At 39.2% G+C, this 23,050-nt stretch carries 29 protein-coding genes and 1 riboswitch; of the genes, 13 read left to right on the top strand and 16 right to left on the bottom strand.

The genetic code is table 11. The features are described 5' to 3' along the window. Positions 1–374: crossover junction endodeoxyribonuclease RuvC (ruvC, locus tag ABNR88_RS00775; protein WP_348669788.1), on the bottom strand; the 374-nt coding region annotated here is incomplete at its 3' end. A gap of 205 nt (positions 375–579) precedes the next feature. On the opposite strand from ruvC, the gene trxA reads away from it, so the two are divergent. Next, a complete protein-coding gene (trxA, locus tag ABNR88_RS00780) occupies positions 580–948 on the top strand; it encodes a thioredoxin (protein ID WP_291925890.1) in 369 nt (122 codons plus the stop codon). On the opposite strand, the gene ABNR88_RS00785 is transcribed toward trxA, so the two are convergent. From ABNR88_RS00785 to ABNR88_RS00845, 13 genes are read right to left on the bottom strand one after another with little or no spacing between them, the layout of a single operon-like run. After that, the gene (locus ABNR88_RS00785) at positions 945–1,271 is read right to left on the bottom strand and encodes an arsenate reductase (protein WP_291925893.1); all 327 of its coding nucleotides are present in this window, start codon (positions 1,269–1,271) and stop codon (positions 945–947) included. The two genes, trxA and ABNR88_RS00785, sit on opposite strands and share 4 nt — an antisense overlap. An 11-nt stretch (positions 1,272–1,282) precedes the next feature. After that, positions 1,283–1,906 carry a hypothetical protein gene (locus tag ABNR88_RS00790; protein WP_291925896.1) on the bottom strand — a complete coding sequence of 208 codons (624 nt, stop codon included), beginning with the start codon at positions 1,904–1,906 and terminating at the stop codon, positions 1,283–1,285. Beyond that, the gene (locus ABNR88_RS00795; protein ID WP_348669789.1) at positions 1,903–2,313 is read right to left on the bottom strand and encodes a PGPGW domain-containing protein; all 411 of its coding nucleotides are present in this window, start codon (positions 2,311–2,313) and stop codon (positions 1,903–1,905) included. Before ABNR88_RS00795 ends, ABNR88_RS00790 begins: the two co-directional genes overlap by 4 nt. Then, positions 2,307–2,744 carry a D-aminoacyl-tRNA deacylase gene (dtd, locus tag ABNR88_RS00800; protein ID WP_291925902.1) on the bottom strand — a complete coding sequence of 146 codons (438 nt, stop codon included), beginning with the start codon at positions 2,742–2,744 and terminating at the stop codon, positions 2,307–2,309. Before dtd ends, ABNR88_RS00795 begins: the two co-directional genes overlap by 7 nt. A 6-nt stretch (positions 2,745–2,750) precedes the next feature. Continuing rightward, on the bottom strand, positions 2,751–4,787 hold the full coding sequence (gene glyS, locus ABNR88_RS00805) for a glycine--tRNA ligase subunit beta (protein WP_291925904.1): 2,037 nt from the start codon (positions 4,785–4,787) through the stop codon (positions 2,751–2,753). Between the two features lie 8 nt (positions 4,788–4,795). Further along, positions 4,796–5,509, bottom strand: a complete 714-nt coding sequence (gene minC, locus ABNR88_RS00810) for a septum site-determining protein MinC (RefSeq protein WP_291925907.1) — start codon at positions 5,507–5,509, stop codon at positions 4,796–4,798. Then, positions 5,506–5,922: an antitoxin Xre/MbcA/ParS toxin-binding domain-containing protein gene (locus tag ABNR88_RS00815; protein ID WP_291925909.1), complete on the bottom strand. Its 417-nt coding sequence runs from the start codon at positions 5,920–5,922 to the stop codon at positions 5,506–5,508. The genes minC and ABNR88_RS00815 overlap by 4 nt, the downstream gene beginning before the upstream one ends. Further along, complete coding sequence (gene tolA, locus ABNR88_RS00820; protein ID WP_291925912.1) at positions 5,922–6,848, bottom strand: cell envelope integrity protein TolA; 927 nt, start codon at positions 6,846–6,848, stop codon at positions 5,922–5,924. Before tolA ends, ABNR88_RS00815 begins: the two co-directional genes overlap by 1 nt. Beyond that, positions 6,848–7,300 (bottom strand): protein TolR, encoded by a 453-nt coding sequence (tolR, locus tag ABNR88_RS00825; RefSeq protein ID WP_291925915.1) that lies wholly within the window; start codon positions 7,298–7,300, stop codon positions 6,848–6,850. The genes tolA and tolR overlap by 1 nt, the downstream gene beginning before the upstream one ends. 9 nt (positions 7,301–7,309) lie before the next feature. Next, the gene (gene tolQ, locus ABNR88_RS00830) at positions 7,310–7,978 is read right to left on the bottom strand and encodes a protein TolQ (RefSeq protein ID WP_291925918.1); all 669 of its coding nucleotides are present in this window, start codon (positions 7,976–7,978) and stop codon (positions 7,310–7,312) included. After that, on the bottom strand, positions 7,968–8,369 hold the full coding sequence (ybgC, locus tag ABNR88_RS00835; RefSeq protein ID WP_291925920.1) for a tol-pal system-associated acyl-CoA thioesterase: 402 nt from the start codon (positions 8,367–8,369) through the stop codon (positions 7,968–7,970). The genes tolQ and ybgC overlap by 11 nt, the downstream gene beginning before the upstream one ends. Then, positions 8,362–9,390 carry a Holliday junction branch migration DNA helicase RuvB gene (ruvB, locus tag ABNR88_RS00840; protein WP_291925924.1) on the bottom strand — a complete coding sequence of 343 codons (1,029 nt, stop codon included), beginning with the start codon at positions 9,388–9,390 and terminating at the stop codon, positions 8,362–8,364. The genes ybgC and ruvB overlap by 8 nt, the downstream gene beginning before the upstream one ends. A gap of 22 nt (positions 9,391–9,412) precedes the next feature. Next, positions 9,413–9,922 (bottom strand): lipoprotein insertase outer membrane protein LolB, encoded by a 510-nt coding sequence (locus ABNR88_RS00845; RefSeq protein ID WP_291925926.1) that lies wholly within the window; start codon positions 9,920–9,922, stop codon positions 9,413–9,415. Between the two features lie 96 nt (positions 9,923–10,018). On the opposite strand from ABNR88_RS00845, the gene hemA reads away from it, so the two are divergent. Continuing rightward, complete coding sequence (gene hemA, locus ABNR88_RS00850) at positions 10,019–11,269, top strand: glutamyl-tRNA reductase (protein WP_291925928.1); 1,251 nt, start codon at positions 10,019–10,021, stop codon at positions 11,267–11,269. Next, entirely contained in the window at positions 11,269–12,360 is a 1,092-nt protein-coding gene (gene prfA, locus ABNR88_RS00855) for a peptide chain release factor 1 (protein ID WP_291925931.1), read from the top strand. The genes hemA and prfA overlap by 1 nt, the downstream gene beginning before the upstream one ends. Here prfA and ABNR88_RS00860 read toward each other — a convergent pair. Together ABNR88_RS00860 and fur are read right to left on the bottom strand one after the other, a co-directional pair. Beyond that, entirely contained in the window at positions 12,352–13,140 is a 789-nt protein-coding gene (locus tag ABNR88_RS00860; protein ID WP_291925934.1) for a metal ABC transporter permease, read from the bottom strand. The two genes, prfA and ABNR88_RS00860, sit on opposite strands and share 9 nt — an antisense overlap. 15 nt (positions 13,141–13,155) lie before the next feature. Next, entirely contained in the window at positions 13,156–13,563 is a 408-nt protein-coding gene (fur, locus tag ABNR88_RS00865; RefSeq protein ID WP_291925937.1) for a ferric iron uptake transcriptional regulator, read from the bottom strand. Between the two features lie 63 nt (positions 13,564–13,626). On the opposite strand from fur, the gene bamE reads away from it, so the two are divergent. The 10 genes from bamE to ABNR88_RS00915 all read left to right on the top strand — a co-directional run bounded on the left by bamE (position 13,627) and on the right by ABNR88_RS00915 (position 23,046). Continuing rightward, positions 13,627–14,397: an outer membrane protein assembly factor BamE gene (gene bamE, locus ABNR88_RS00870; RefSeq protein WP_291925940.1), complete on the top strand. Its 771-nt coding sequence runs from the start codon at positions 13,627–13,629 to the stop codon at positions 14,395–14,397. A 13-nt stretch (positions 14,398–14,410) separates the two neighbouring features. After that, positions 14,411–15,013 carry a cytochrome c biogenesis heme-transporting ATPase CcmA gene (gene ccmA / locus ABNR88_RS00875; RefSeq protein ID WP_291925942.1) on the top strand — a complete coding sequence of 201 codons (603 nt, stop codon included), beginning with the start codon at positions 14,411–14,413 and terminating at the stop codon, positions 15,011–15,013. Continuing rightward, positions 15,010–15,675: a heme exporter protein CcmB gene (gene ccmB / locus ABNR88_RS00880; protein ID WP_291925947.1), complete on the top strand. Its 666-nt coding sequence runs from the start codon at positions 15,010–15,012 to the stop codon at positions 15,673–15,675. Before ccmA ends, ccmB begins: the two co-directional genes overlap by 4 nt. 178 nt (positions 15,676–15,853) lie before the next feature. After that, complete coding sequence (metK, locus tag ABNR88_RS00885; protein WP_291925949.1) at positions 15,854–16,987, top strand: methionine adenosyltransferase; 1,134 nt, start codon at positions 15,854–15,856, stop codon at positions 16,985–16,987. Positions 16,988–17,018: 31 nt separating this feature from the next. Then, a riboswitch (S-adenosyl-L-homocysteine riboswitch) is annotated at positions 17,019–17,096 on the top strand. A 22-nt stretch (positions 17,097–17,118) separates the two neighbouring features. Next, entirely contained in the window at positions 17,119–18,489 is a 1,371-nt protein-coding gene (gene ahcY / locus ABNR88_RS00890) for an adenosylhomocysteinase (protein ID WP_291925952.1), read from the top strand. Positions 18,490–18,680: 191 nt separating this feature from the next. Continuing rightward, on the top strand, positions 18,681–19,664 hold the full coding sequence (locus tag ABNR88_RS00895; RefSeq protein ID WP_291925955.1) for a hypothetical protein: 984 nt from the start codon (positions 18,681–18,683) through the stop codon (positions 19,662–19,664). Between the two features lie 280 nt (positions 19,665–19,944). Next, positions 19,945–20,844: a glycine--tRNA ligase subunit alpha gene (gene glyQ, locus ABNR88_RS00900; protein WP_291925958.1), complete on the top strand. Its 900-nt coding sequence runs from the start codon at positions 19,945–19,947 to the stop codon at positions 20,842–20,844. 6 nt (positions 20,845–20,850) lie between these two features. Continuing rightward, positions 20,851–21,423 (top strand): VTT domain-containing protein, encoded by a 573-nt coding sequence (locus ABNR88_RS00905; protein WP_291925961.1) that lies wholly within the window; start codon positions 20,851–20,853, stop codon positions 21,421–21,423. Beyond that, complete coding sequence (locus tag ABNR88_RS00910; RefSeq protein WP_291925965.1) at positions 21,413–21,991, top strand: M23 family metallopeptidase; 579 nt, start codon at positions 21,413–21,415, stop codon at positions 21,989–21,991. Before ABNR88_RS00905 ends, ABNR88_RS00910 begins: the two co-directional genes overlap by 11 nt. A gap of 17 nt (positions 21,992–22,008) precedes the next feature. After that, positions 22,009–23,046, top strand: a complete 1,038-nt coding sequence (locus ABNR88_RS00915) for a mechanosensitive ion channel family protein (RefSeq protein ID WP_291925967.1) — start codon at positions 22,009–22,011, stop codon at positions 23,044–23,046. Positions 23,047–23,050 lie beyond the last annotated feature (4 nt).

Consider the following 23,050-nt stretch of genomic DNA (forward strand, 5'->3'; position numbering starts at 1 on the left):
TAAGACACTTGATCTTTACCGGCATGCCCTTTGCCAACAACTGCTTTTTTAATTTGATTAGGACTGTACTCCACCATAGCAATACCATTCATGCCCGCCGCAGAAATAATTGCACCTCGTGCATGACCAAGCTTAATGGCCGCATCAGGATTAGGCCTATCTGGACGCATAAAAGCACGTTCAATAACCACCACATCAGGTTGGTACTTTTTAACCACTTGGTCGATCTCTAAAAATATAGTGGTTATGCGATCTGTGAGCTCGCCTTTGGTGCGAATGCAGCCACTAGCAAGATAAGCAAATTTGAGTTTTTCTGCTTCGATCAAGCCAAAGCCAGTAATTCTTGAGCCGGGGTCTACCCCTAAAATCTTCATAGACAATTTCACACTAAATAACTAAAAACAGTTTACTACAATATAGATTTATCATAGCACTCAAACCAATGACTTTTGAGCCATAATCAGAGCTTAAATGTTCACCACGATCATAGCGCAGATTAACAAAAAAACCATAATGCAATTACAAATATAAGATGTTTATGATATACTTTAATTTTTTTAGATTAAACAAGGACAAATCATGGCAGTACTAGAGCTAAATAAAGACAATTTTGACGACACTATTCAGAATAACGAACTTGTGATTTTGGACTTTTGGGCACCGTGGTGTGGCCCTTGTAAATCTTTTGCACCAACTTATGAAGCCATGAGCGAAAAAATTGAAGGTGTTACTTTTGCAAAAATTAACACTGAAGATGAGCAAGATTTAGCAGGTAAATTCCAAATTCGTTCTATTCCGACATTAATGATTTTTAGAGATCAAATCGCTATCTTCTCTCAACCAGGTGCAATGGCAGAAGCCGATCTTGAAACAGTGCTCAATAAAGCTAAAGAATTAGATATGGATATCGTTCGTAAGGAAATAGAAGAACAACAAGCTAAAGGTTAAGTCAAATCTGAATAACTTTTTTCACTAAACCCAACTCTGACATCGGCGCCTGTTACTAAAACAGGTCGCTTAATTAAGGTTGGGTTTTTTAACGCCAACTCTAAAGTGATGTCAGCTTTCTGTACATCAGTAAGATTTCTATAAGTGGTTGAGCGCTTATTGATGAGCTTATCCCAGCCTACAGAATCAGCAAAGCTTTGCAAGGTTTTCTCGTCAAGCGGCTGTTCACGAAAATCAATAAATTCAAACTCAATATTATTTAATTGTAAATATTTTTGAGCTTTCTTAACAGTGTCACAGTTCTTGATTCCATACATTTTCATCTTTCGACCGCCTATTGATTGAAAAACTCAAGAACTTCTTTCTGCTCTCTATCAACAATAATACGCAGACCTTTTTGCGGATAATGCCAATACGACACCCCTTCTGTGGCAAGCTCCACTCTAGCCGGCTTACCAAATAGATTTTCAATCACCTCTTTATCTAAATTAGCACCAGGTATAAAAGTTAGTGATTTAATTTTAAGCCTAGACATGGACCTCTCTCCTGCTGAAGTAAAGGTTGTATTTTTAACACCAGATGGCATTTGCATTGACTCATCAATATTGTTTGACAATGATTCAATGATTTGCTCATCCAATATTAAATTTAAAATAATTCTAGCACTAATGCCGCCTACCTTGGTGCTAGAAAAATACACTTCCAGTTCTGGTTTTTCCAATTCACTCTCAAATAAAGAGGCGTTTATTTCAGTGCCAAATTGACGAGCAGCATCAATTAAACGACTCTCAGCCATGGTTAAGTTAAACACCACAGTTTGCTGGTTTTCATTGATATAGCTTTGCCAAGGCATTGCCTGATTTTTAGGCATTTCAACATCACGAGTGAATAAAAATATTGCCACAAATGCAAGGATTGCACCTAATAATGTGTAGCCAACTATGTGTCTTTCTTTCATCGAATAAAGGGTGTTTTTCCAGCTTTATCGCGCAACCAGTTGAGCGTTTTAAATGTTGGATTGTGGTTAATAAATTTAATTTCCAATTGTCTCTTTCCTGGAAATTCCATTAGAAATATGCCCAATATTATTGAGATAAATCCCTGTCCTGGTGTCACCAACATAATAATGCCAGCTAACACCAAAAGAACGCCAACAAATGTTTTAACCGTAGTCTTAAGTAGGCAAAGTAGTGTTTTTCTTTTTACTTGATATGCATAATTAGCTGAAAAATAATCAGCTGGAATTAATCCTAATAAATAGGGTGTTAATAATAATGTAGCTACAAAAACAACAGCTGAAACAATACCCACTAAAATGAATATTTCTTCATACTGACTTACAAGTGTTAGCACTTGGTCTAGCATGCTAATAAAAAAGTGACCGGCCCATCATTGGTAAGTGATACCTGCATATCAGCACCAAACTCTCCACTTTGTACATCGGCGTGCTGTTGTGATATTTGCGCCATAAAATAATCGTACAATGCTCTTGCTTCTTTGGGCGCTTTGGCTGTTGAAAATCCTGGTCTTGTGCCTGAATTGGTATCTGCTGCTAAGGTAAATTGAGAAACCGCCAATATGCCACCCTTAATATCTGACACTGATAAGTTCATCTTGTCATTGGCATCGTAAAATACTCGATACGATAATAAGCGTTTAATCATTTTGTCTATCTGTGATTTTTCATCCTGCTTTTCAATACCAATAAACACAAGCAAGCCTTGGTTAATTTCACCAACAATTTTACTATCTACTTCAACTTTACTATGCGACACACGCTGAATTAAAGCTTTCATCAGGACTTAGCTTAAGTGCGAGACGTCCGCTACTGATAAGAACAAAGATCTTACCCAGTTAATTAAACTAAGGCGCGCTGTTTTAAGCTGTGGGTTATCTGCATTCACCATCACTTCATCAAAGAACGTATCAATACTTGCTTTGAGTGAAATTAGTTCATGCATATTACTAATATAGTCCGTTGATTGAGCAAGTTTTTTAGCAACAAGACTGGTCGACTCAAATAAAGCTTTTTCAGCTGACTCCACCAATACCGAGTGATCAACTTCAATTGAAAGCTCTTGATGATCTTTCAACATATTAGCGATACGCTTATTAGCCTCAATTAAACTAGCCGAAGCCTCATCTTTAGTAAAGATGTTTAACGCTTCAACCCGAAGATGAAAATCATAGGGAGATTCAGGCTCAACCGCCAATACCGCCTCAAATGCTTTAGCGCTAACCTTTTGTTCTTTGTAGTATGCGCGTAAACGATCCATCATAAATTTGTAAATAGCTGGTGCACACTCGCCATCTACCTCGCTTGAGTGAGCAGATAATGAAGCTGAGATAAGCGCTTTAAGATTAAGATTCAGCTTACTTTCCACCATCATCCTTAACAATCCTAATGCCATTCTACGCAATGCGTATGGATCTTTAGAGCCTGTAGGTCCTTGACCAATTCCATAAATTCCGGTAATGGTGTCTAGCTTGTCAGCAATGGCAACCACCAACCCTTCCGGTGTTGAGGGGAGAGTGTCGCCTGCAAATCTTGGATGATAATGCTCACTAATAGCACTGGCAACTGCTTTATTTTCACCATCGTTTAGCGCGTAATAACCTCCCATTACCCCTTGTAGATCAGCAAATTCTCCGACCATTTCAGTCACTAAGTCTGTTTTACACAACAGTCCGGCACGCTTTGAATCTTGCTCATTGGCGCCAATCATTTCTGCAATTGAGCCTGATAAAGTCCCAATACGCTTAGCTTTATCACCCATTGAGCCAAGTGATTTCATAAATAATACGCGATCTAATTTTTCTAGATGAGATTCTAGTGTTTGGCGCTTATCTTGTTCCCAGAAAAACTCAGAATCCGCTAATCTTGGGCGAATAACACGCTCGTTACCACTAACAATTACCGAAATATCACTAGACTCAATATTGGCCACAGAAATAAAGCTTGGTAATAATTTGCCATTTTTATCCAACATATGAAAATACTTTTGATGTGATTTCATCGCGGAAATAAGCGCTTCTTCAGGAACCGCTAAGAACGACTCACTAAAACCGCCTGAGAAGGCCCGCGGATACTCAACTAAAGCACACACTTCACCCAATAGCGCCTCATCAATAACAGCAGTTGCCTTATCATCAGCAGCCACTTGAATAACTTGCTGGCGAATCATTTCCTTGCGAGTGTCAAAATCCACTTCAATTTGTGCCTGATCCATCATGGTTTGACGATACTCGGACGCTTTGGAAATTTCAATTTTTTGTGGGCCTGTAAAGCGCAATCCACGGGTTACGCTTCCAGCAGAAAGCCCCATGATTGATGCACTGATTACTTCCTCACCCAATAGCATAACCAACCAATGAGTTGGCCTAGAAAACTGCACCTCAGAACTACCCCAGCGCATTGGCTTGGCAATTGGAATATTTTTAATTGCTGTATCAACTACTTGCTCTAGCAAGCCCTTAGTTTCTAACCCTTTTTGTTGCTTGCTAAAGAAATAGTATTCCGCCTTACCAAAAGTCTTTTGTGCAAGGTCAGCACGTAAAACACCACAAGATTTAGCAAAACCTTCAACTGCCTGATCAGGCGCACTGATTGCAGGACCTTTGCGCTCAATAACCTGATCCTCTTGCTGACACTGCAAGCCATGCACCAAAACCGCTAAACGGCGCGGAGTGGCAAATGACTCAACCTCCAAATGCTTAAGTTTTAATTCTGACAACTCTTTAATTACATTGTCAGTTAATGCTTTTGAAAGTTTTGGTAATAACTTGGGTGGCAACTCTTCTGTGCCTAATTCAAGTAAAAAATCTTGTGTATTCATCATAATAAATTTTAAATAATTTGGAATCGTAATTGATTGTTGAACAAGTCAATCATCACCGATCTAGCGTATAGCTTAGTTGGCACTACATCGAATTTCTTATAAACTCCAGCAATAGAAACCAATTCTGCATTGAATGATTGAACGAAAATAGTGGCCTTTTCATCACCTTGAATACCAGCAAACAAACTACCCTGAACTTCTTTATAGGCAGAAATAGATCCAAATGACATTACATCTGCCCCCGATTTAACTTTAGATAGCAGTACTAAATCTCTGTCTTGGGCAATTATTTGCTGAAATGAATAAACCTTATTAGTGACAATTTTTGGCGCTTGATAAGTTCTATCTTGATGCGGATTAGGGTTGCTTGATTCAGGCTGTTTTATAGCTTGCGTTTTGGCTTTGGTCTTTTTACTTGATGATAAAGACTTGCCAAAAACTGCTAAACCAGAAAATTTGGCAAAATCAATCAACTCTTGTTTTTGTGAGCGAATACCTACAGCCACCATCTCATTTTGAGCCAAAATTTCGATTAAAACTGCCAGCTCATTTGCCTGGAAATTTTTATTCTCAATTTCTAGAATAACAGGTGCATGCTGAAATTGCGCCTTATTATCACTGGCAAGTGTGGTGATCTCCTCAACCAAAGCATCGGTATTGTTAGTTAAAACTTTTAAGGTGTAAAGTGCTTCTGTTTGGGTGATAACTTCAATTTTATTCAACTGCGCCACCCTTGAGTGCAATCCAGAAAGTGCCAAACTCGATTCATGCCCGTATCGCCACTCAACATGAGCTCTAGTGGTGTTTTGTGTTTAAACTTTTTAACACTACGCTTTAGCCATACACTGGCGTACTCTCTATTAGTTGGAAATGTCGTGCCTAATGATTCATGGATGCCTAAAATCATTCTAGTGCGCTTAACCATCTCATCATTAAATTCAAAAGACTTATCACCACGACGATACAAGTATAAATGCCTTGGCTTAAGCACTTCTTCAAGGCCTAAAACAGTTAGCTGGTCGCCATCTTCTAATTTCCAGTTTTCTAAAATTTGAGATAACTGGAAGGTTAATTGATTTTGCTCATCCTTACTTAGGTTGACGATGTCTTGCTCTGAAGCCGTATCTTTGTGCATTAATTTACCCTGAAGTGGAACAATATTTCACGGTCAAATACGCTTTTGTCTGGTGCATGCGGTAGTGGCGAGGCTTTATACACCGCTCTTTCAATAGCATCTTTAAATACTTTTGCTTTAACACTGTTACTCACATTACAAGACTGTAAATTAACACTTTGCACATTACCATTCAAATCTTGCAATATATAAACATCACAACCCCAGTCATCTTGGGCACCTTGGTAACGCCATTTTTCTTTAACTCTTGAAGCAATCTGATTAACGTAATTTGCTTTTAGCTCATTTAAAATATCCTCTTGAGCTATCTCCCTCTCTTGATCTTCTTCCGCCTGAATCTCTTTCTTTAAAGAACGTGTATCTTGCTCTTTTTCAAATTTGTTAGCCTCAACCTTTCTTAACTTTTCAATTTTTTGCTTTTCTTTCTCGGCTGCTTTTGCTTTCTTTTCAGCAGTTTTTTTACGCTTTTCAGCTTCAAGCGCTTTTTTCTCTGCTAATTTCTTTTTCTTTAATGCTTGTTTGTTTTTCTTTTCAGCTGCTTTTCTGCTTTTTTCAGCTTTAGCTTTGGCTTGTTTTTCTTTCTTGGTTTTTGCTTTTAATTTTTTAAGACGTTGCTGCTCTTTATAGCGCTCATTTTCAACACGCTTTTCAGCACGCTTAAGATCGGCTAGACGCTTTTCACGCTTTTGTCGAATATCAACTAGACGTTGCTTCTCTTTCTTAATTTCAGTTAAATCAACCGTTACCGCCTTAGGGACGGCGCTAGATGATTTTGGTGCCTGTTTAGGAATCTCCCAACGCTGAACATTTGAAAATATCAAGCCGATCACTAATACCACATGCAAAACAATCGCCGTCCAAAAAGCTACCGGGTGTTTATTAGCAATCTTAGGTAATTTGATTTTTTTAAGTAGTTCGGTTTTCATTAGTTTGCATCACCTGATTCTGTCACGATACCCACTTTATCTACGCCATTTTTTTGCAAAAATGACATTAGCGATACAACCACTCCATACGCCACACTTGCATCACCACGTACAAAAACTTTCATGCTTGGATAAATCTCTAAACGCGCACTAACACGGCCAGCAATAATACCCAGTGGTAATTTTTCACCTTTAGAAACATCAGAACCATCCTCGTCTAGAGAATTAATAAAGTACTCACCCTCTTTATTGATAGTGACAATGGTGGGTTGCTGCTCTGTAAAGTCCACCATTTTGGCGTCAGCTGTTGGTAGGTCTACCTCAATACCCTGCTCAATAATAGGGGTTGTCATCATAAAGATCACCAGCAATACCAACATGACGTCAATATACGGAACAATGTTGATATGTGCATCAACACTTGGCCTATGACGTTGTGGCAGTTCAATCATGTTCTATAGCTACTTTTGTCTTTGAAAAGTAACAAACAACTCTTCAACAAACGAGGTGTACTTATTTTGAATCTCGCCCACTTGAGTAATTAAACGATTGTAGGCAATGGTTGCAGGAATGGCGGCAAACAAGCCAAATGCGGTTGCAATTAGTGCTTCAGCAATACCTGGTGCAACAATAGAAATCGTTGCTTGCTTAACAGAGGCAAGACCAATAAATGAATGCATAATTCCCCAAACTGTACCAAACAAACCAATGTACGGGCTTGACGAGGCAATCATGGCCAAAACACTTAAGCCATGGTCTAGACGATCAACCTCATTGTTAACTGCGGTGTTCATAGAGCGATATGCACGCTCCGAATTCATAACCAAGGCCTGATTAGAAGCGGAGGTTGTATGGGTAAACTCACCATATCCTGCGCCAAAAATATGTTCCATTGGAGTTCGGCTGGAAACTTGATCAGGAATTTGTCCATGCAATATTGACAAATCCGTATCTGACAAAAAATTATTATGAAAACGCTTAACATCTTTGTTGGCATCCATTAGCGTTTTCTTCTTAGACATGATAATAGTCCAGGAATAAATACTCATTAACACTAAAACAAACATAACCACTTGCACCACAAAACCAGCGCTAATAATTAAGCTAAAAATTGATAAACTACTGTCCATTTATTTTCTCCAGAATGTCACTTGGAATGGCGCGCGGTTTAAAATTTTGCACGTCCAAACAAGCAACGGTAACTTGTGCTTCAAATAATACCTTATTTTGTTTAAGATCCCTTATTTTCTGCGAAAAAATCAAGCTAGCACGGCGAGATTTTTCCACTTGGGTGTGAATGGTTAATAAATCATTAAATCGAGCAGGTGACAGATACTCAGCTTGAAGTGATCTAACAGCAAAAATAACACCTTGGTCGTTAATCAACTGGTCTTGTTCAAAACCTAATTCGCGCAAAAATTCGCTACGGCCGCGCTCAATAAACTTCAGATAATTTGCATAATAAACCACGCCTCCACTGTCTGTGTCTTCGTAGTAAACCCTAAGCTCTAAATCACTCATTAAATAAATCTTGGTGGTTCGAAGGTTGGTTTAATCCTAAATGCTTGTAAGTTAAGTTCGTGGCACTACGTCCACGAGGAGTGCGCTGAATAAACCCTTGTTGTATTAAATAAGGCTCAACCATATCCTCTAACGTACCGCGCTCTTCACCAATAGCAGTGGCTAATGTATCAAGGCCAACAGGGCCGCCAGCAAACTTATTAGTCATAATGAAGAGATAATCACGATCAAGTTGTTCCAATCCAGCTTCATCTACTTTAAGCGCGCTCAAGGCTTCATTGGCAATTGCTTGATGAATGATGCCATCCGTTTTTACATCAGCAAAATCACGCACCCGACGTAATAATCGATTAGCAATTCGTGGTGTTCCGCGTGAACGCATGGCGATTTCATGGGCGCCACTTGGCTCGATCTCAATACCTAAAATCTTAGCGGAGCGCTCCACAATAATTTGCAGATCTTGGTCGTTATAAAACTCTAAACGCTGAACAATGCCAAACCGATCACGTAGTGGTGAGGTGAGCATGCCTGCGCGCGTGGTTGCACCGATCAAAGTAAATGGAGGTAATTCTAATTGCACAGAATGCGCAGCCACCCCTTCGCCCACCATAATATCTAACTTAAAATCTTCTAGTGCAGGATAAAGGATCTCTTCAACAACTGGATTGAGGCGATGAATTTCATCAATAAATAAAACATCGTAAGGCTCTAACTTGGTCAAAATAGCGGCTAAATCACCCGAACGCTCTAAAACAGGTCCGGAAGTTTGCTTCATTCCTGCACCCATTTGGTTGGCAATGACATTAGCTAAGGTTGTCTTTCCTAGCCCAGGTGGTCCGTAAATTAAGCAATGATCCAATGCATCTTGACGTTTTTTAGCCGCCTTAATAAATAGTGACATCTGTGCTTTTACATCATCTTGACCAATATACTCAGACAGGCTGTCTGGGCGCACCGAAGCAATGACGATATCTTCGCCACCTTGATCTTTGCCACCTACTAAAGAATCTTCTTCTATCATACTAATTTAATCATTTTTTAAGTCATTTTAACTGATTAACTTCTTGTAACAGTAATTTGATTTTGATAGGCTTATTACGATGTTTCAATTTAACCATTTTGGCGATACTTGATCCTTGATATGGCATAAATTTGCCAATCTGAACCTGCCATTCACTCTGTGCATCGAGCCGATGCTTAAAGATGATATCGGACAAACTGTGTAGTGGGAAGTTCCAACCTAATTCTTGCGTCATCCACTGTTGCAAATTAAGTGGTGTTTGCACATGATCCACAAACAAGCCGTGCTCAGTTGAACGAACATTGACCTCGCCCAATCCCAATGCACTCACTAGCACCATCTCAAATTCTTGCTCAACAAAGCTAATATTAAAGCTAATATTTTGATTGCTGCCATTAACTAAAATACCCGCCCGACCCTTGGCACTCCATGCATCAGGAGCGATACTTGGCACACTATAGTGTGTTTGAGTATTGAGTGTTTCACAACCCTGTAAAAATAAAAGAATACACAATGTAAAGAGCTGCTTCATAGGGTGAGCATTCTAACATTGGAGTTGTAATAGCGAACGCCTAAAAATTGCGATTTAGGTATAATTAAGTGCTTATTGAGTTTGTTATTTGGGTTTATGTCACGCATTGCTATTTTAAGTGTTAATCATGCACAAGCACCGGTTTCGGTACGTGAGCGTGTGGCCTTTGAACCTAACCACTTGGCCGATGAATTGCAAAAGTTAAACAGTATTTCAGGTGTTGAGGCTTGTGTTATTTTATCCACTTGTAATCGCTCTGAAATTTATACTGTCGTGGACAACGACAACCCTCAAGAAATCTTAAGCCAATATCTATCAGATACGCACCAGGTCTCTAGGCAAGAACTTGACTCTTATCTGGTTTATTTTGAAAATGATGCAGCCTTAGAGCATATTTGCAATGTCGCTTGCGGTTTAGATTCTCTCGTCTTGGGAGAGCCTCAGATTCTAGGCCAACTTAAAGATGCCTATCATAGCGCCAAGCAAGCCAAAACACTAGATAAAAAGCTGGAAAAATTATTCCAGCACGCTTTTTCAACGGCTAAAAAAGTACGCACCGACACTCAAATCGGCTCATCACCCGTTTCCATTGCTTATTGCGCTGTCAAACTCAGTGAAAAAATATTTGCAGATTTATCTGAGCAAACTGTTTTACTTATTGGCGCCGGAGAAATGATTGAACTGTGTGCTCAACACCTAAGCCAAAAAGGCGTTAACAACATCATTGTTGCCAACAGAACGCTTGAAAATGCACAAAAAATTGCCTCCATTTATGGTGCTCAATCCATTAGTTTAAAGCAGTTTTCTTCAGTCATTCATCAGGCTGATATTATTATTTCCTCTACCGCTGCTTCAGTGCCTGTTATCGGTAAAGGGCTGATTGAAAGTGCATTGAAACGTCGTAAGCACAAGCCAATGTTTATGCTTGATATTGCCATACCACGTGATATTGAGCCTGAAGTAGGCCAACTAGACGATGTGTATCTATACACTATTGACGATCTTGAGCAAGTGGTGAGCGACAATGTAGATTCACGCGAAAAAGAGAAAGTGCTTGCGCAAGAGATTATTGTTAAGCAAGCTCAAGTATTTAACAAATGGTTATCAGTTTTGCCTAATGAACAACTGGTACAAAGCTATCGAACCAGTGCCAATCAAATTAAAGATGATATTGTATTAGATGCCATTAAACGCCTTAATAATGGTGACGATGGGGAGAAAATTATTAAAAAATTGGCCGACCAACTCACTAATAAAATATTACATACAACCTTTAAAAACATTAAGCAGACTGCACATACAGATTTATCTCAGTGTGAAGGCTGCGTTCCTAATATTAAAAAATAATGAATGAATCTATCCTTGCTAAGTTAGAGCAAATGTCAATGCGCCTAGAAGAAGTTGGCGCCATGTTAAGCGATCCAAGTGTGGCCAGTGATGCTAAGAAATTTAGAGAGCTATCCATTGAACATTCACAACTAACGCCTGTTAATGAGCAGTATCAAGAATACTTGGTAACCAACCAAAACCTTGAAGATGCCAAGCTAATGCTCGAGGAAGATGATGCCGAGATCAAGGCCATGGCCAAAGAGGAAATTAGCGATGCTAAAGACACTCTAGAGCGCCTAGATCTTGACCTTAAAAAATCTTTACTGCCTAAAGACCCTAACGACTCTCGCAATATTATTGTGGAAATTCGCGCTGGCACTGGCGGTGATGAGGCATCTATTTTCTCAGGGGACTTGTTTAGAATGTACTCTCGCTATTGTGAAAAACAAAAATGGCAATTGGAAACCTTAAGTGCTAATGTAGGCGATCACGGCGGCTACAAAGAAATCATTGCCCGCATTAGTGGCGTTGATGTTTACTCTAAACTTAAATTTGAATCAGGTGCACACCGTGTTCAGCGTGTACCAGAAACTGAAAGTCAAGGTCGTGTGCACACCTCTGCTTGTACTGTGGCCATCATGCCAGAAGTGGAAAATATTGAAGATATCGACATTAATATGGGCGATGTTCGTGTTGACACCTTTAGAGCCAGTGGCGCTGGTGGACAGCACGTTAACAAGACCGACTCAGCCGTTCGTGTCACCCACATTCCAACAGGAACCGTGGTGGAGTGTCAAGATGGACGCTCACAACACAAAAATAAAGCGCAAGCCATGTCAGTATTAGCATCAAGAATTTTAGATGCACAACAACAAGTTCAGCAAAAAGAACAAGCATCAGCCCGTAAAGAATTAGTCGGCAGTGGCGATCGATCTCAACGAATTCGCACTTATAATTATCCTCAAGGACGCATTACCGACCATCGAATTAATCTAACACTCTATAAATTGGCGGAAATCATGGAAGGTGATTTAGAGTCAATCATCGAGCCATTGATTGTTGAGCAACAAACCAACCAGTTGACAGAGTTAAATGACGCGCTAGCTTAACCTTCTTGGAAATAATTGCGATAGAATAAATAATACGCCAAGCGCAATTACAATGGTTGGGCCTGTCGCTAAATCATAAAACGTAGAAACAGTCAGCCCCATTAATACAGCCACCATAGAAACAACAATTGATTGTAAGACCATGCTTAATGGGGAGTTGGCAAACACCCTGGCAACCGCAGGTGGAATAATTAACAAGGAAGTGATTAGTAAAACACCTACAATTTGCACAGAAATTGAAACTGTTAAAGCAATCATCAACATAAACAACAATTGATAAAAAGTTCGATTAAGACCCTGGGAAACCGCCAATTCTTCATTTAAAGTCAATAAGAGTAATTTTTGCCAAAAAGCAACCAATAAGCCGATTACAATGATCAGTACAACATAAATCCAGATAATATCTTGATTATCAATTGACAAAACATCGCCGAACAATAGAGCGAAATAATCAGTGCTCTCTCCGCCAACAATACCCAATATAACAATACCAAGTGACAAAGCCAGATGTGAAAAAATACCTAAAATAGCATCATTAGATAAAAACTGTTTTTGTTGCAAAACAACAATCAACCCTGCAAACACAACACCCACACTCACCAAGCCCACATGCATGCCCATGCCGCTTGCCAAGCCAAGTGATACGCCAAGCAAGGCAGAGTGCGAAATAGACTCAGAAAAATAACTCATGCGCTTCCAAATCACAAAACAACCAAGTGATCCTGCAATAATAGAGATACCGAGCGCAGCTATTAGCGCTCTTAAGATGAAATCTTCCACAACCAAGTTAGTCAGTTATTGGCAATCTTTACACAAACCGTATAAATACAGACAGTGGTCAGTTAGCTTATAACCATATTTAGTGGCGATATCATGCTGATGCTGTTCAATTACATCATCAGAAAACTCATCGATTTTTCCACACTTAACGCACAACAAATGATCATGATGCTCAACATTTGACAATTCATACACGCTTTGGCCATTGTCAAAATTCAATTTGTTAATCATGCTCGCCTCTTCAAACTGCGTTAATACACGATAGATAGTGGCTACACCAACCTCTTCACCTTGCATAACCAAGGTGCGATAGATATCTTCAGCGCTCATATGGTGATTGTCGCTTTTTTCTAAAATTTCTAAAATTTTAAGTCGCGGCAATGTGACTTTTAGTCCAGCACTTTTTAAATCTTGAGCATCCATATTCAAATCCTTGAGGTAAAATCAGAAAAATAATTCCTAATCATTTTAATCAATTAAATCCAAATGAACAAACTAACTTTAATTGCAATCTCATTCTCATTTCCATTTTTGTCAGCTTGCACCCCTTCCATGCCAACATTGCCAGATTTTCCAGACATGCCAGATATTCTGCCAGATATGTCATTACCCACTCTATATAAAGACGATATTCAACAAGGTTCGGTTTTAACAAGATTTAAAATCAATCAACTCAAAGCAGGCATGTCAAAAGCACAAGTACAAGACTTGATTGGCTCACCTAGCATTAGCGACCCTTTTCACAACAATCAGTGGGATTATATTAACCATTCAACACGCCACGAGAAGGATGACACTCATTACCGCTTAGTGCTTAAATTCACCAATCAGAAATTAACCACAATTGACACTTCCGGTATCACCAGCCTGGATAAATTAACTGATAAAGAAAAGGCACTTGAAGACCAGCGTATCGCTGCAGAAAAAGCAAAAATCAAAGCGCAAAAACTGGCAAAAGAAAAAGCCAGAATTGCAAAAGAAAAGCGTGCTACAGAAGAAAAACGCATTGCTAAAGAAAAGATCGCCCAAGAACAGGCGGCGGCAGCTTTAAAAAAAAGAATTAAACTAGAGCAAGCTCAGCAGCATCAAATTGAACAGCAAAATGCAATCAAAACAGCTGAGTTAAAAAAAGCCCAAGCAGAACAACAGCTTGAACAGCAAAAAATATCCGCTGAAAAACTCCAAGAGGCTGTTGAAAAAACCAAAACTGAAGAAAAACCCAAAGAGGTAGAAACACCTTGGTATAAATTTTGGTAGAACTTCAGTAATCGTGTCGTCACTTGTTATTAACAATCTAAGTTGCCAAAGAGGTTACAACCAACTCTTTAGCGACTTATCCTTTCGAGTAGAGACGGGCGAAATATTACGAATTACCGGCGCTAATGGTAGTGGCAAAACCTCACTTTTAAAAATCCTAGCCGGTGTCAATATCCATGAACAAGGTAGTATCGAACTTGACCAGCATCGTGTTAAAAGTGACGAATACCAGCAGGAAGTTTTTTATCTAGGCCATCAAGCAGCACTCAGTGCTGAGCTAACCAGTCTTGAAAATCTTGAATTTTTAAGCGCTTTAAACCAGCCTGTTAAGCGAGATTCACTTATTCAAGCATTGGTTGATATCGGCCTTAAAGGCTATGAAGATGAGTACTGCGCCAACCTTTCAGCTGGCCAAAAACGTCGAGTTATTTTAGCCAGCTTATTTGTTTCTAACGCCAAAGTATGGCTACTAGACGAGCCTTTTACTGCGCTCGACCCCAAGGGCGTTGAAATTGTGGAAAATAGAATTACCCAGCATTGCACGAATGGCGGACTATGCCTATTTACCACGCATCAAGATTCAGCTTTACCCAATCAGCGCATGATTTCTTTATGAATATTTACTTACAAACCTTAAGTCGTGACCTGCGCGTAGCTCTTAGAAACCCTTCTAGTATTCTCAACCCTTTGTTATTTTTTATTATTTCTGTCTCATTATTTCCGCTAGCCATTAGTCCGGAAGCTGCAACACTCTCTCAGATTGCAGCTGGTATTATTTGGGTGGCTAGCATGCTGGCTGTGCTTTTATCTCTGAATGCTCTTTTCCATCATGACTTTGATAATGGTGTATTAGAGCAAATGGTTACCTCGCATCATTCTTTACCACTACTCATACTCTCAAAAATTACCGCACACTGGCTATTGACTGGCGTTCCAATTATTTTATTGTCACCTCTGCTCGGTGTGTTTTTATTTTTAGATGAAGAGGGTATTAAAGTACTAATGATGACTTTATTATTAGCGACACCAAGCTTAAGTTTGATTGGCAGTATTGGTGCCTCTTTAATTGTCGGTATTAAAAATTCCGGAATGCTTCTATCTTTACTTATTTTGCCACTCTACATCCCCATTCTAATCTTCGCCTCAAGTGCAGTCTCACAGGCGCAATTTGGCTTAGATATTAGCGGTCAATTGTATTTCCTAGCCATGTTTTTAGTACTAAGTTTAATGAGTGCACCTTTTGTGAGCGCCATCGCCCTAAAAATAAGTCTAGAATAAACCTTATTGTTTGTTATAATAACTAGAAGCGCTGATTTGTCCCGATTGCTAGCGTTACTACCTAGAGTAGTTAAATTAAGCTAAAGCAGGCGTTCTTCTTCATTGAAAACCCTTCTTGACAAGGGTTTTTTAATGTTTATAAGGACTGCAATACAAAGCAGTCTAAAGGAGAACAAAAATGATATTCACTTCTGAATCTGTTTCGGCAGGACACCCCGATAAAGTTTGCGACCAAATTTCTGATGCTATCTTAGATGCGGCACTAGCCCAAGATAAAAACTCGCGTGTTGCTTGCGAAACTTTAATTAAAGACAACAATGTTGTATTGGCTGGAGAAATCACCACCGGCGCTAGCATCAACTATGAAAAAATCGTTCGTGACACCATTAATGAAATTGGCTATAACGACGATGAATTAGGCTTTAACGGCACAACTTGTAATATTGCAAATCTTCTAGGTGAGCAATCTCAAGACATCGCTCAAGGTGTTGACGAATTTGAAAATCATGAACAAGGTGCAGGCGATCAAGGTCTGATGTTTGGTTATGCCTGTAATGCTACTGATGTACTGATGCCAGCACCAATATTATATGCACACCGTTTGGTTGCCAAGCAGGCAGAGTTGATGAAAAACGGCCAACTACCTTGGTTACGCCCCGATGCAAAATCACAAGTTTCTTGTATTTATGAAGGTCACAAGATTGTGGGCATTGATGCGGTGGTGCTATCTACTCAGCACGATGAAAGTATTGAGCTTAAAGATTTACAAGAAGCTATTATGGAAGAAATCATTAAGCCTGTTTTACCAAGTGAATGGTTGAGCGCTGATACACAATATCACATCAACCCAACAGGTAAGTTTGTTATTGGTGGCCCTGTTGGTGATGCTGGTCTTACAGGTCGTAAGATTATTGTTGATACATACGGCGGCATGGCTAGACATGGTGGCGGTGCATTTTCTGGAAAAGACCCTTCAAAAGTTGATCGCTCTGCAGCTTATGCAACACGCTATGTTGCCAAAAATATTGTCGCTGCCGGATTGGCAGACCGATGTGAAATTCAAGTGTCTTACGCAATTGGCGTAGCTGAGCCAACTAGCATCAGTGTAGAAACTTTTGGCACTGGAAAAATTTCCAATGAGGCTATTGAAGTTTTGGTTCGCGAGCATTTTGATCTACGCCCTAAAGGCTTAATTGCAATGCTTGACCTTAAGCGTCCAATTTATCAAAAAACTGCCAGTTATGGCCACTTTGGTCGCACTGAAGATGACATCACTTGGGAAAAAACTGACCGAGTGCATTTGTTGAAATAAACTTATAAATCAAGTTTGGTATAATAGCCAAACTGCCAAGGAGCGTTGCGTTGAAATTATATTTCAATCAGGCTTGGCAATCAGAACAATACAACGACGCTCATTTTTTTAAATTTTCCAAAGGAGAAAAAATGAGCAATCCAACGATTGATAACAACGACTATAAAGTTGCTGATATGGCACTAGCCGATTACGGCCGTAAAGAGGTAGAGCTAGCTGAAGCGGAAATGCCAGCGCTAATGACTCTGCGTGACAAATATCGCAATGAACAACCACTTAAAGATGCGCGCATCTTAGGCTGTATTCACATGACCATTCAAACTGCAGTACTGATGGAAACGTTGGTTGATTTGGGCGCTCAAGTGCGCTGGTCAAGTTGCAATATTTTCTCAACACAAGATCACGCTGCAGCAGCCATGGTTGCCGCAGACATTCCTACTTTTGCCTGGAAAGGTGAAACTGAGGAAGAGTTTTTATGGTGTATTGAGCAAACTATTCTAGATGGTGGCAAGCCATGGAACGCTAATATGGTGCTTGATGATGGTGGCGATTTAACGCAAATGTTGCATGAAAAATACCCTGAAATGCTCAATGATATTCACGGTATCAGTGAAGAAACTACAACTGGTGTTCATCGTTTATTAGAAATGATGGAAGCAGGCACATTAAAAGTACCTGCCATTAACGTAAATGACTCGGTTACCAAATCTAAAAATGACAACAAATACGGTTGTCGTCATTCATTAAACGATGCGATTAAACGTGGAACCGACATGCTAATGTCAGGAAAAAAAGCATTGGTTATTGGCTATGGTGACGTAGGCAAAGGCTCAGCACAATCGCTTCGCCAAGAAGGCATGATTGTTAAGATTTCTGAAATCGATCCAATTTGTGCTATGCAAGCTTGTATGGATGGATTTGAGATTGTTTCTCCTTATAAGCAAGGTAACAACACTGGAAATACAGATGACATTAATAAGCGTTTACTTGCCACAACAGATCTAATCGTTACCACAACGGGTAATTACAACGTATGTGATTCTGCGATGTTACAAATGTTGAAAAAAGGCTCAGTGGTTTGTAACATTGGCCACTTTGACAACGAAATTGACACGCAATATATGCGTGATAACTGGCACTGGGATGAAGTTAAACCTCAGGTTCATCGCGTTTACCGTAGTGATGATAAGAGCGATTACTTAATTTTATTATCTGAAGGTCGCTTGGTGAACTTAGGCAATGCTACTGGACACCCTTCTCGCATCATGGATGGTTCATTTGCTAACCAGGTGTTAGCTCAAATGCACTTGTTTGATGCAAAATTTGCAGACTTAGGTGGTGATATTTACGTTGAAGTTTTACCGAAAAAACTGGATGAAGAAGTAGCAGCTGGTATGGTTGGTGGCTTTGGTGGTGTATTGACCACACTAACTGACACACAAGCAGACTACATCAACGTCTCAAAAGAAGGACCATTTAAGCCAGAATCTTATAAATACTAGATTCCAACTTTAGTAAAATATCAAATGCGACTCTTGAGTCGCATTTTTTATGTCATATTGAAAATTTGCTAAATTTTTTTTAATCAATTAAAAATTAGACATAAATTACTAAAAATAGCCATTTTTAAGCGATATTCAGCTATTTTTTAACAAAATTATTAAAATATCGCCAATATTTAAGGTTTTTTACCATGTTAAATCCTATTTTTACTGAAAAACAGCTATTTGAACAAGCATTTTCCAATAATTTGGAAAAAATGCTAGAAAATAATGAATTAGGCGTGTTTATTTTGGTTCTAGCAAATGCACTATCTGATGAAAAACTCTGGCGAACACTCAAACCTGTATTAATTCAAAAGTTTGAATCTTTAAAAAATGGCGATATTATTGGCGCTGCAGATGATGTGACTGTTTTTAAGCAACTACTCAATCTAGATTTAAACACCCTTGAGGTGACCAAGTATAAAACACTTGGTAATTTTGAATTGCAATACAACCCACTTCGAGCGCTACGTCCACAACGAATGTCGAGTGCCAAAACCCAAGGTATGAGTGAAGATTTTAATGAGAATGGGTTTAACTTTAACAAGGCATTTTTACAAAATGAGTTGTTTTGGCAAGGCAACCTCTTTTCTAAAGACATCTCACTTTTTTACAATAAATTCCCCTTTGCCAAACTACACGGCTTGGTTGTTGTTGAAGCCGATAAGCAACATCCACAACTACTCACGTCTGATCTTCACCAGTTTGCTTGGATGATGGCCAATGCGGTTGGACTAAACATCAAAGGCTTTAGCTTAGCTTACAATTCATATGGTGCTTATGCATCGGTTAATCATTTTCATCTACAATGCTTTGTAAGAGAAGCGCCACTGCCGATTGAAAACAACGACAAACATCCCTTGGTTAATTATTGGTTTAACGCCGTAGGAGATGCCTGGGAATTTATCCAAAGCTTACATCGTGACGAGCAGCCTTATCATTTAATCTATCGAGATCAGGCTATTTTATGCGTGGTTCGCCAGCGTCAAGACGACTATACACATGAAAGCTGGACACAGGGTTACGCCTGGTATGAAGCCTGTGGCGGTGTTAATACCGCCACTTTAGAAGACTATGACCACCTAGATGAAGGCATGCTTAAAGCTGAACTTGTTAAATTAAAAATAACTTAGTAAAAAAGTAATTTATTAATTTAGTCAATTATACTAAAATCGTTTTTTTTTTTTTGCTATAATTGGTGCAATTACTAAATAACCTCAACATTTAGTAATTGTTAAAAAAGACTTTATCTCCATATTGCTTTTTTAACTTTTGGGGGTTTTGAATAATTCTTCTCGGCTTTACATAAACCCCCAATCCTTTAACACTTCATCTATTTACAAATACCCATTTACCATAAGTTTGATGCGGTAAAATTTTTGTAATTTTTAGACTTATTTCAACTGACTCATTATGTCAATTTCAGACTTAGATGCAAGTGCATCCTTTCAAAATTTAATTTTAAAACTGCAAACTTTTTGGGCGTCAAAAGGCTGCACATTATTACAACCCTTTGATATGGAAATGGGTGCAGGCACTTTTCATCCAGCCACTTTTTTAAGAGCTATTGGGCCAGAGCCTTGGAAAGCGGCCTACGTGCAGCCTTCACGCCGCCCCACTGATGGGCGCTATGGTGAAAACCCAAACCGCTTGCAACATTACTATCAATTTCAAGTCATTCTAAAACCCTCGCCTAAAGATATTCAAGATTTGTACTTAGAATCTTTGGCTGAAATTGGTATTGATTTAACCAAGCATGATGTGCGCTTTGTTGAAGACAACTGGGAATCCCCAACGCTTGGTGCCTGGGGACTTGGCTGGGAGATTTGGCTAAACGGCATGGAGGTTTCCCAATTTACCTATTTTCAACAAGTTGGTGGCTTAGCCTGCAAACCTGTTTCTGGAGAGCTGACTTATGGTCTTGAGCGCTTAGCCATGTACCTTCAAGGGGTTGACAGTGTGTTCGATTTAGTTTGGACCGAAGGTGTGAGCTATGGCGATGTGTTTCATCAAAACGAAGTAGAGCAATCTACCTATAATTTTGAAATTGCTGATACTGACGTATTGTTTAAACAATTTGACGAAGCTGAAGCCATGAACGAACAGCTAATTGAAAAATCACTACCTTATCCTGCTTATGAACAGGTGATGAAAGCTTCGCATTTATTTAACTTGCTAGATGCGCGTCACGCCATTAGTGTGACTGATCGAGCACGCTTTATTCGCCGTGTGCGCGCCATGAGTCAAAAAGTTGCACAAACTTACTTTGACTCGCGTGAAGCTCTTGGCTTTCCAATGGTGAAAGACAACTAAGCTTAAATGCAAATTTTCTCTAGATTTTATCAAACCGTACTAAATTGGGCACATAGCCGATTTGCTGTTTACTGGTTGTCTGTTGTTAGTTTTTTAGAATCCAGCGTACTACCCTACCCTCCGCCTGATGTACTCTTAGCGCCAATGGCGTTGAAACAGCCTAATAAAGCCTACTCATTTGCTTCTATTGCCACAATTTTTTCTGTTTTGGGTGGATTGGCTGGCTATTTATTGGGTGATATTTTATTAAATTTTTTACTAAGTTATGAGCTTGTTAAGCCTGAATCGGTGATTTTAATCAAAGGTTTTTTTGATGAGTATGGTATTTGGGTAGTGGGCATTGCAGCCTTTAGCCCTATCCCCTACAAGCTTGCCACAATCAGCGCCGGTAGTATGGCAATGCCATTATTGCCTTTTATCGCCATCTCTCTAGTAGCGCGAGCTGCACGCTACTATCTAGTGGCTGGACTAGTTAGAGCATACGGTAATGCTTGCGATCAATGGTTGCAAAAATATATTGACCGCCTAGGATATGGATTAATTATTATTGTTATTTTTGGAGTTTGGTATGCTGGCTAAATTATTAAGCGTTATTTTGCTAATTTCTCTAAGTGGATGTTATTCTACAACACCTAAACGGGCGGTTATTGTTGTTGAGAAGTCTCGTCATTTAGAGAATATTAACCAACAGCGTCACTCTGTTGAACAGCCAACCCAAAAAGCCCGCCGAATAACCGATCAAAGTGCTGAAAAATCAGCCAAACAAAACAAGCCTAAATCTGTACGTCAAAAATCCAACAAGAAGTCTAATACATGGCAAACTCCAGTTAATGCCAAAATTGCTAAAAGCTTTTCTAAAAAGCACCAAGGACTAACATTTAACACTCGACAAGGGCAAAAAATTCGCGCCATCCGTGATGGCAAGGTTATTTATATTGGCGACAAAATGAAAAGCCACGGCACTATGATTGTTGTTCGTCACCCTTTGGGGTTTTATAGCACCTACACTCAAAGTCAGTCTTTATTGGTCTCTGAGGGCGATCAAGTTGTAAAAAATCAAATTATTGCTAGTACGAATAATCAGTTGTTTTATTTTGAAATGAAAAAATTCAAACAAACCATTAATCCGCTCAAATACTTAAAATAAACGCTAAAATATTAATTATGAATGATTTCTTACAAAATACAACACCTTTTCAAATAGCCGGCATTTTATTTGCCATTGCTCTGGTTGCTCATGTAATTCTTGGCTTTATCTTAAACCAGGTTGTTAAACACACTGGAAAAACTAAAAACCAGTTGGATGATCATTTAATCAAAGCAGTATCTGCACCACTAAAGGTGCTCATTTGGTTTGGCTGGATCTATTTCTCCATTAGCGCGTTTAAGACTGAAATTAACCTTGTTACTACGCTCATTGAATATATCGATATTCTGCCAATTTTCATTATTACCTGGGGTGTGGTTCGTGTTATTTCCGGGGTCGAGTCTTATTTAGTTGAGGCGGACAATCATGTTGATAATGACTCAGTCCGTTTATTTACACGACTGATTAAAATATTAGTCATTGTTGCTATTTTACTGGGTGTGGCGCAACACTTAGGCTTCTCAATCTCGAGCTTGCTTACTTTTGGTGGTGTTGGTGGTATTGTCATGGGCTTTGCCGCCAAAGACATGCTTAGCAATATTTTTGGCGGCCTTATGATTCAAATGGATAAACCCTTCTCAACTGGCGATTGGATTCGCTCGGCCGAATTTGAAGGCACGGTTGAAAAAATTGGCTGGCGCATGACGCGTATTCGCACTTTTAGCAAAAATCCAGTTTATATTCCGAATTCAATTTTTGCCTCAATTCCAATCGAAACCCCATCACGCATGACAAACCGTCGTATTAAAGAAGTGGTGGGTATTCGTTATGATGATATCAAGCAAATGCCAATCATTGTAAATGAGATTGAAAAAATGCTTAAAGCACACAAAGATATTGATCAAACTGAAGCTTTACGTGTGTATTTTAATTATTTTAATGCTTCATCGATTGATTTTAATATCTACGCTTTTACCAATACAACTGGCAAGAGTGAGTACCAACTAATAAAGCAAGAAATTCTACTTAAGGTTGCTGAAATTATCGAGTCTAATCAGGCCGAAATCGCCTTCCCAACCCAAACACTGCATATTCAAAACAATACTGAATCGTAGTAGC

Source organism: uncultured Candidatus Thioglobus sp. (assembly GCF_963981275.1).
GTDB lineage: Bacteria > Pseudomonadota > Gammaproteobacteria > PS1 > Pseudothioglobaceae > Thioglobus_A.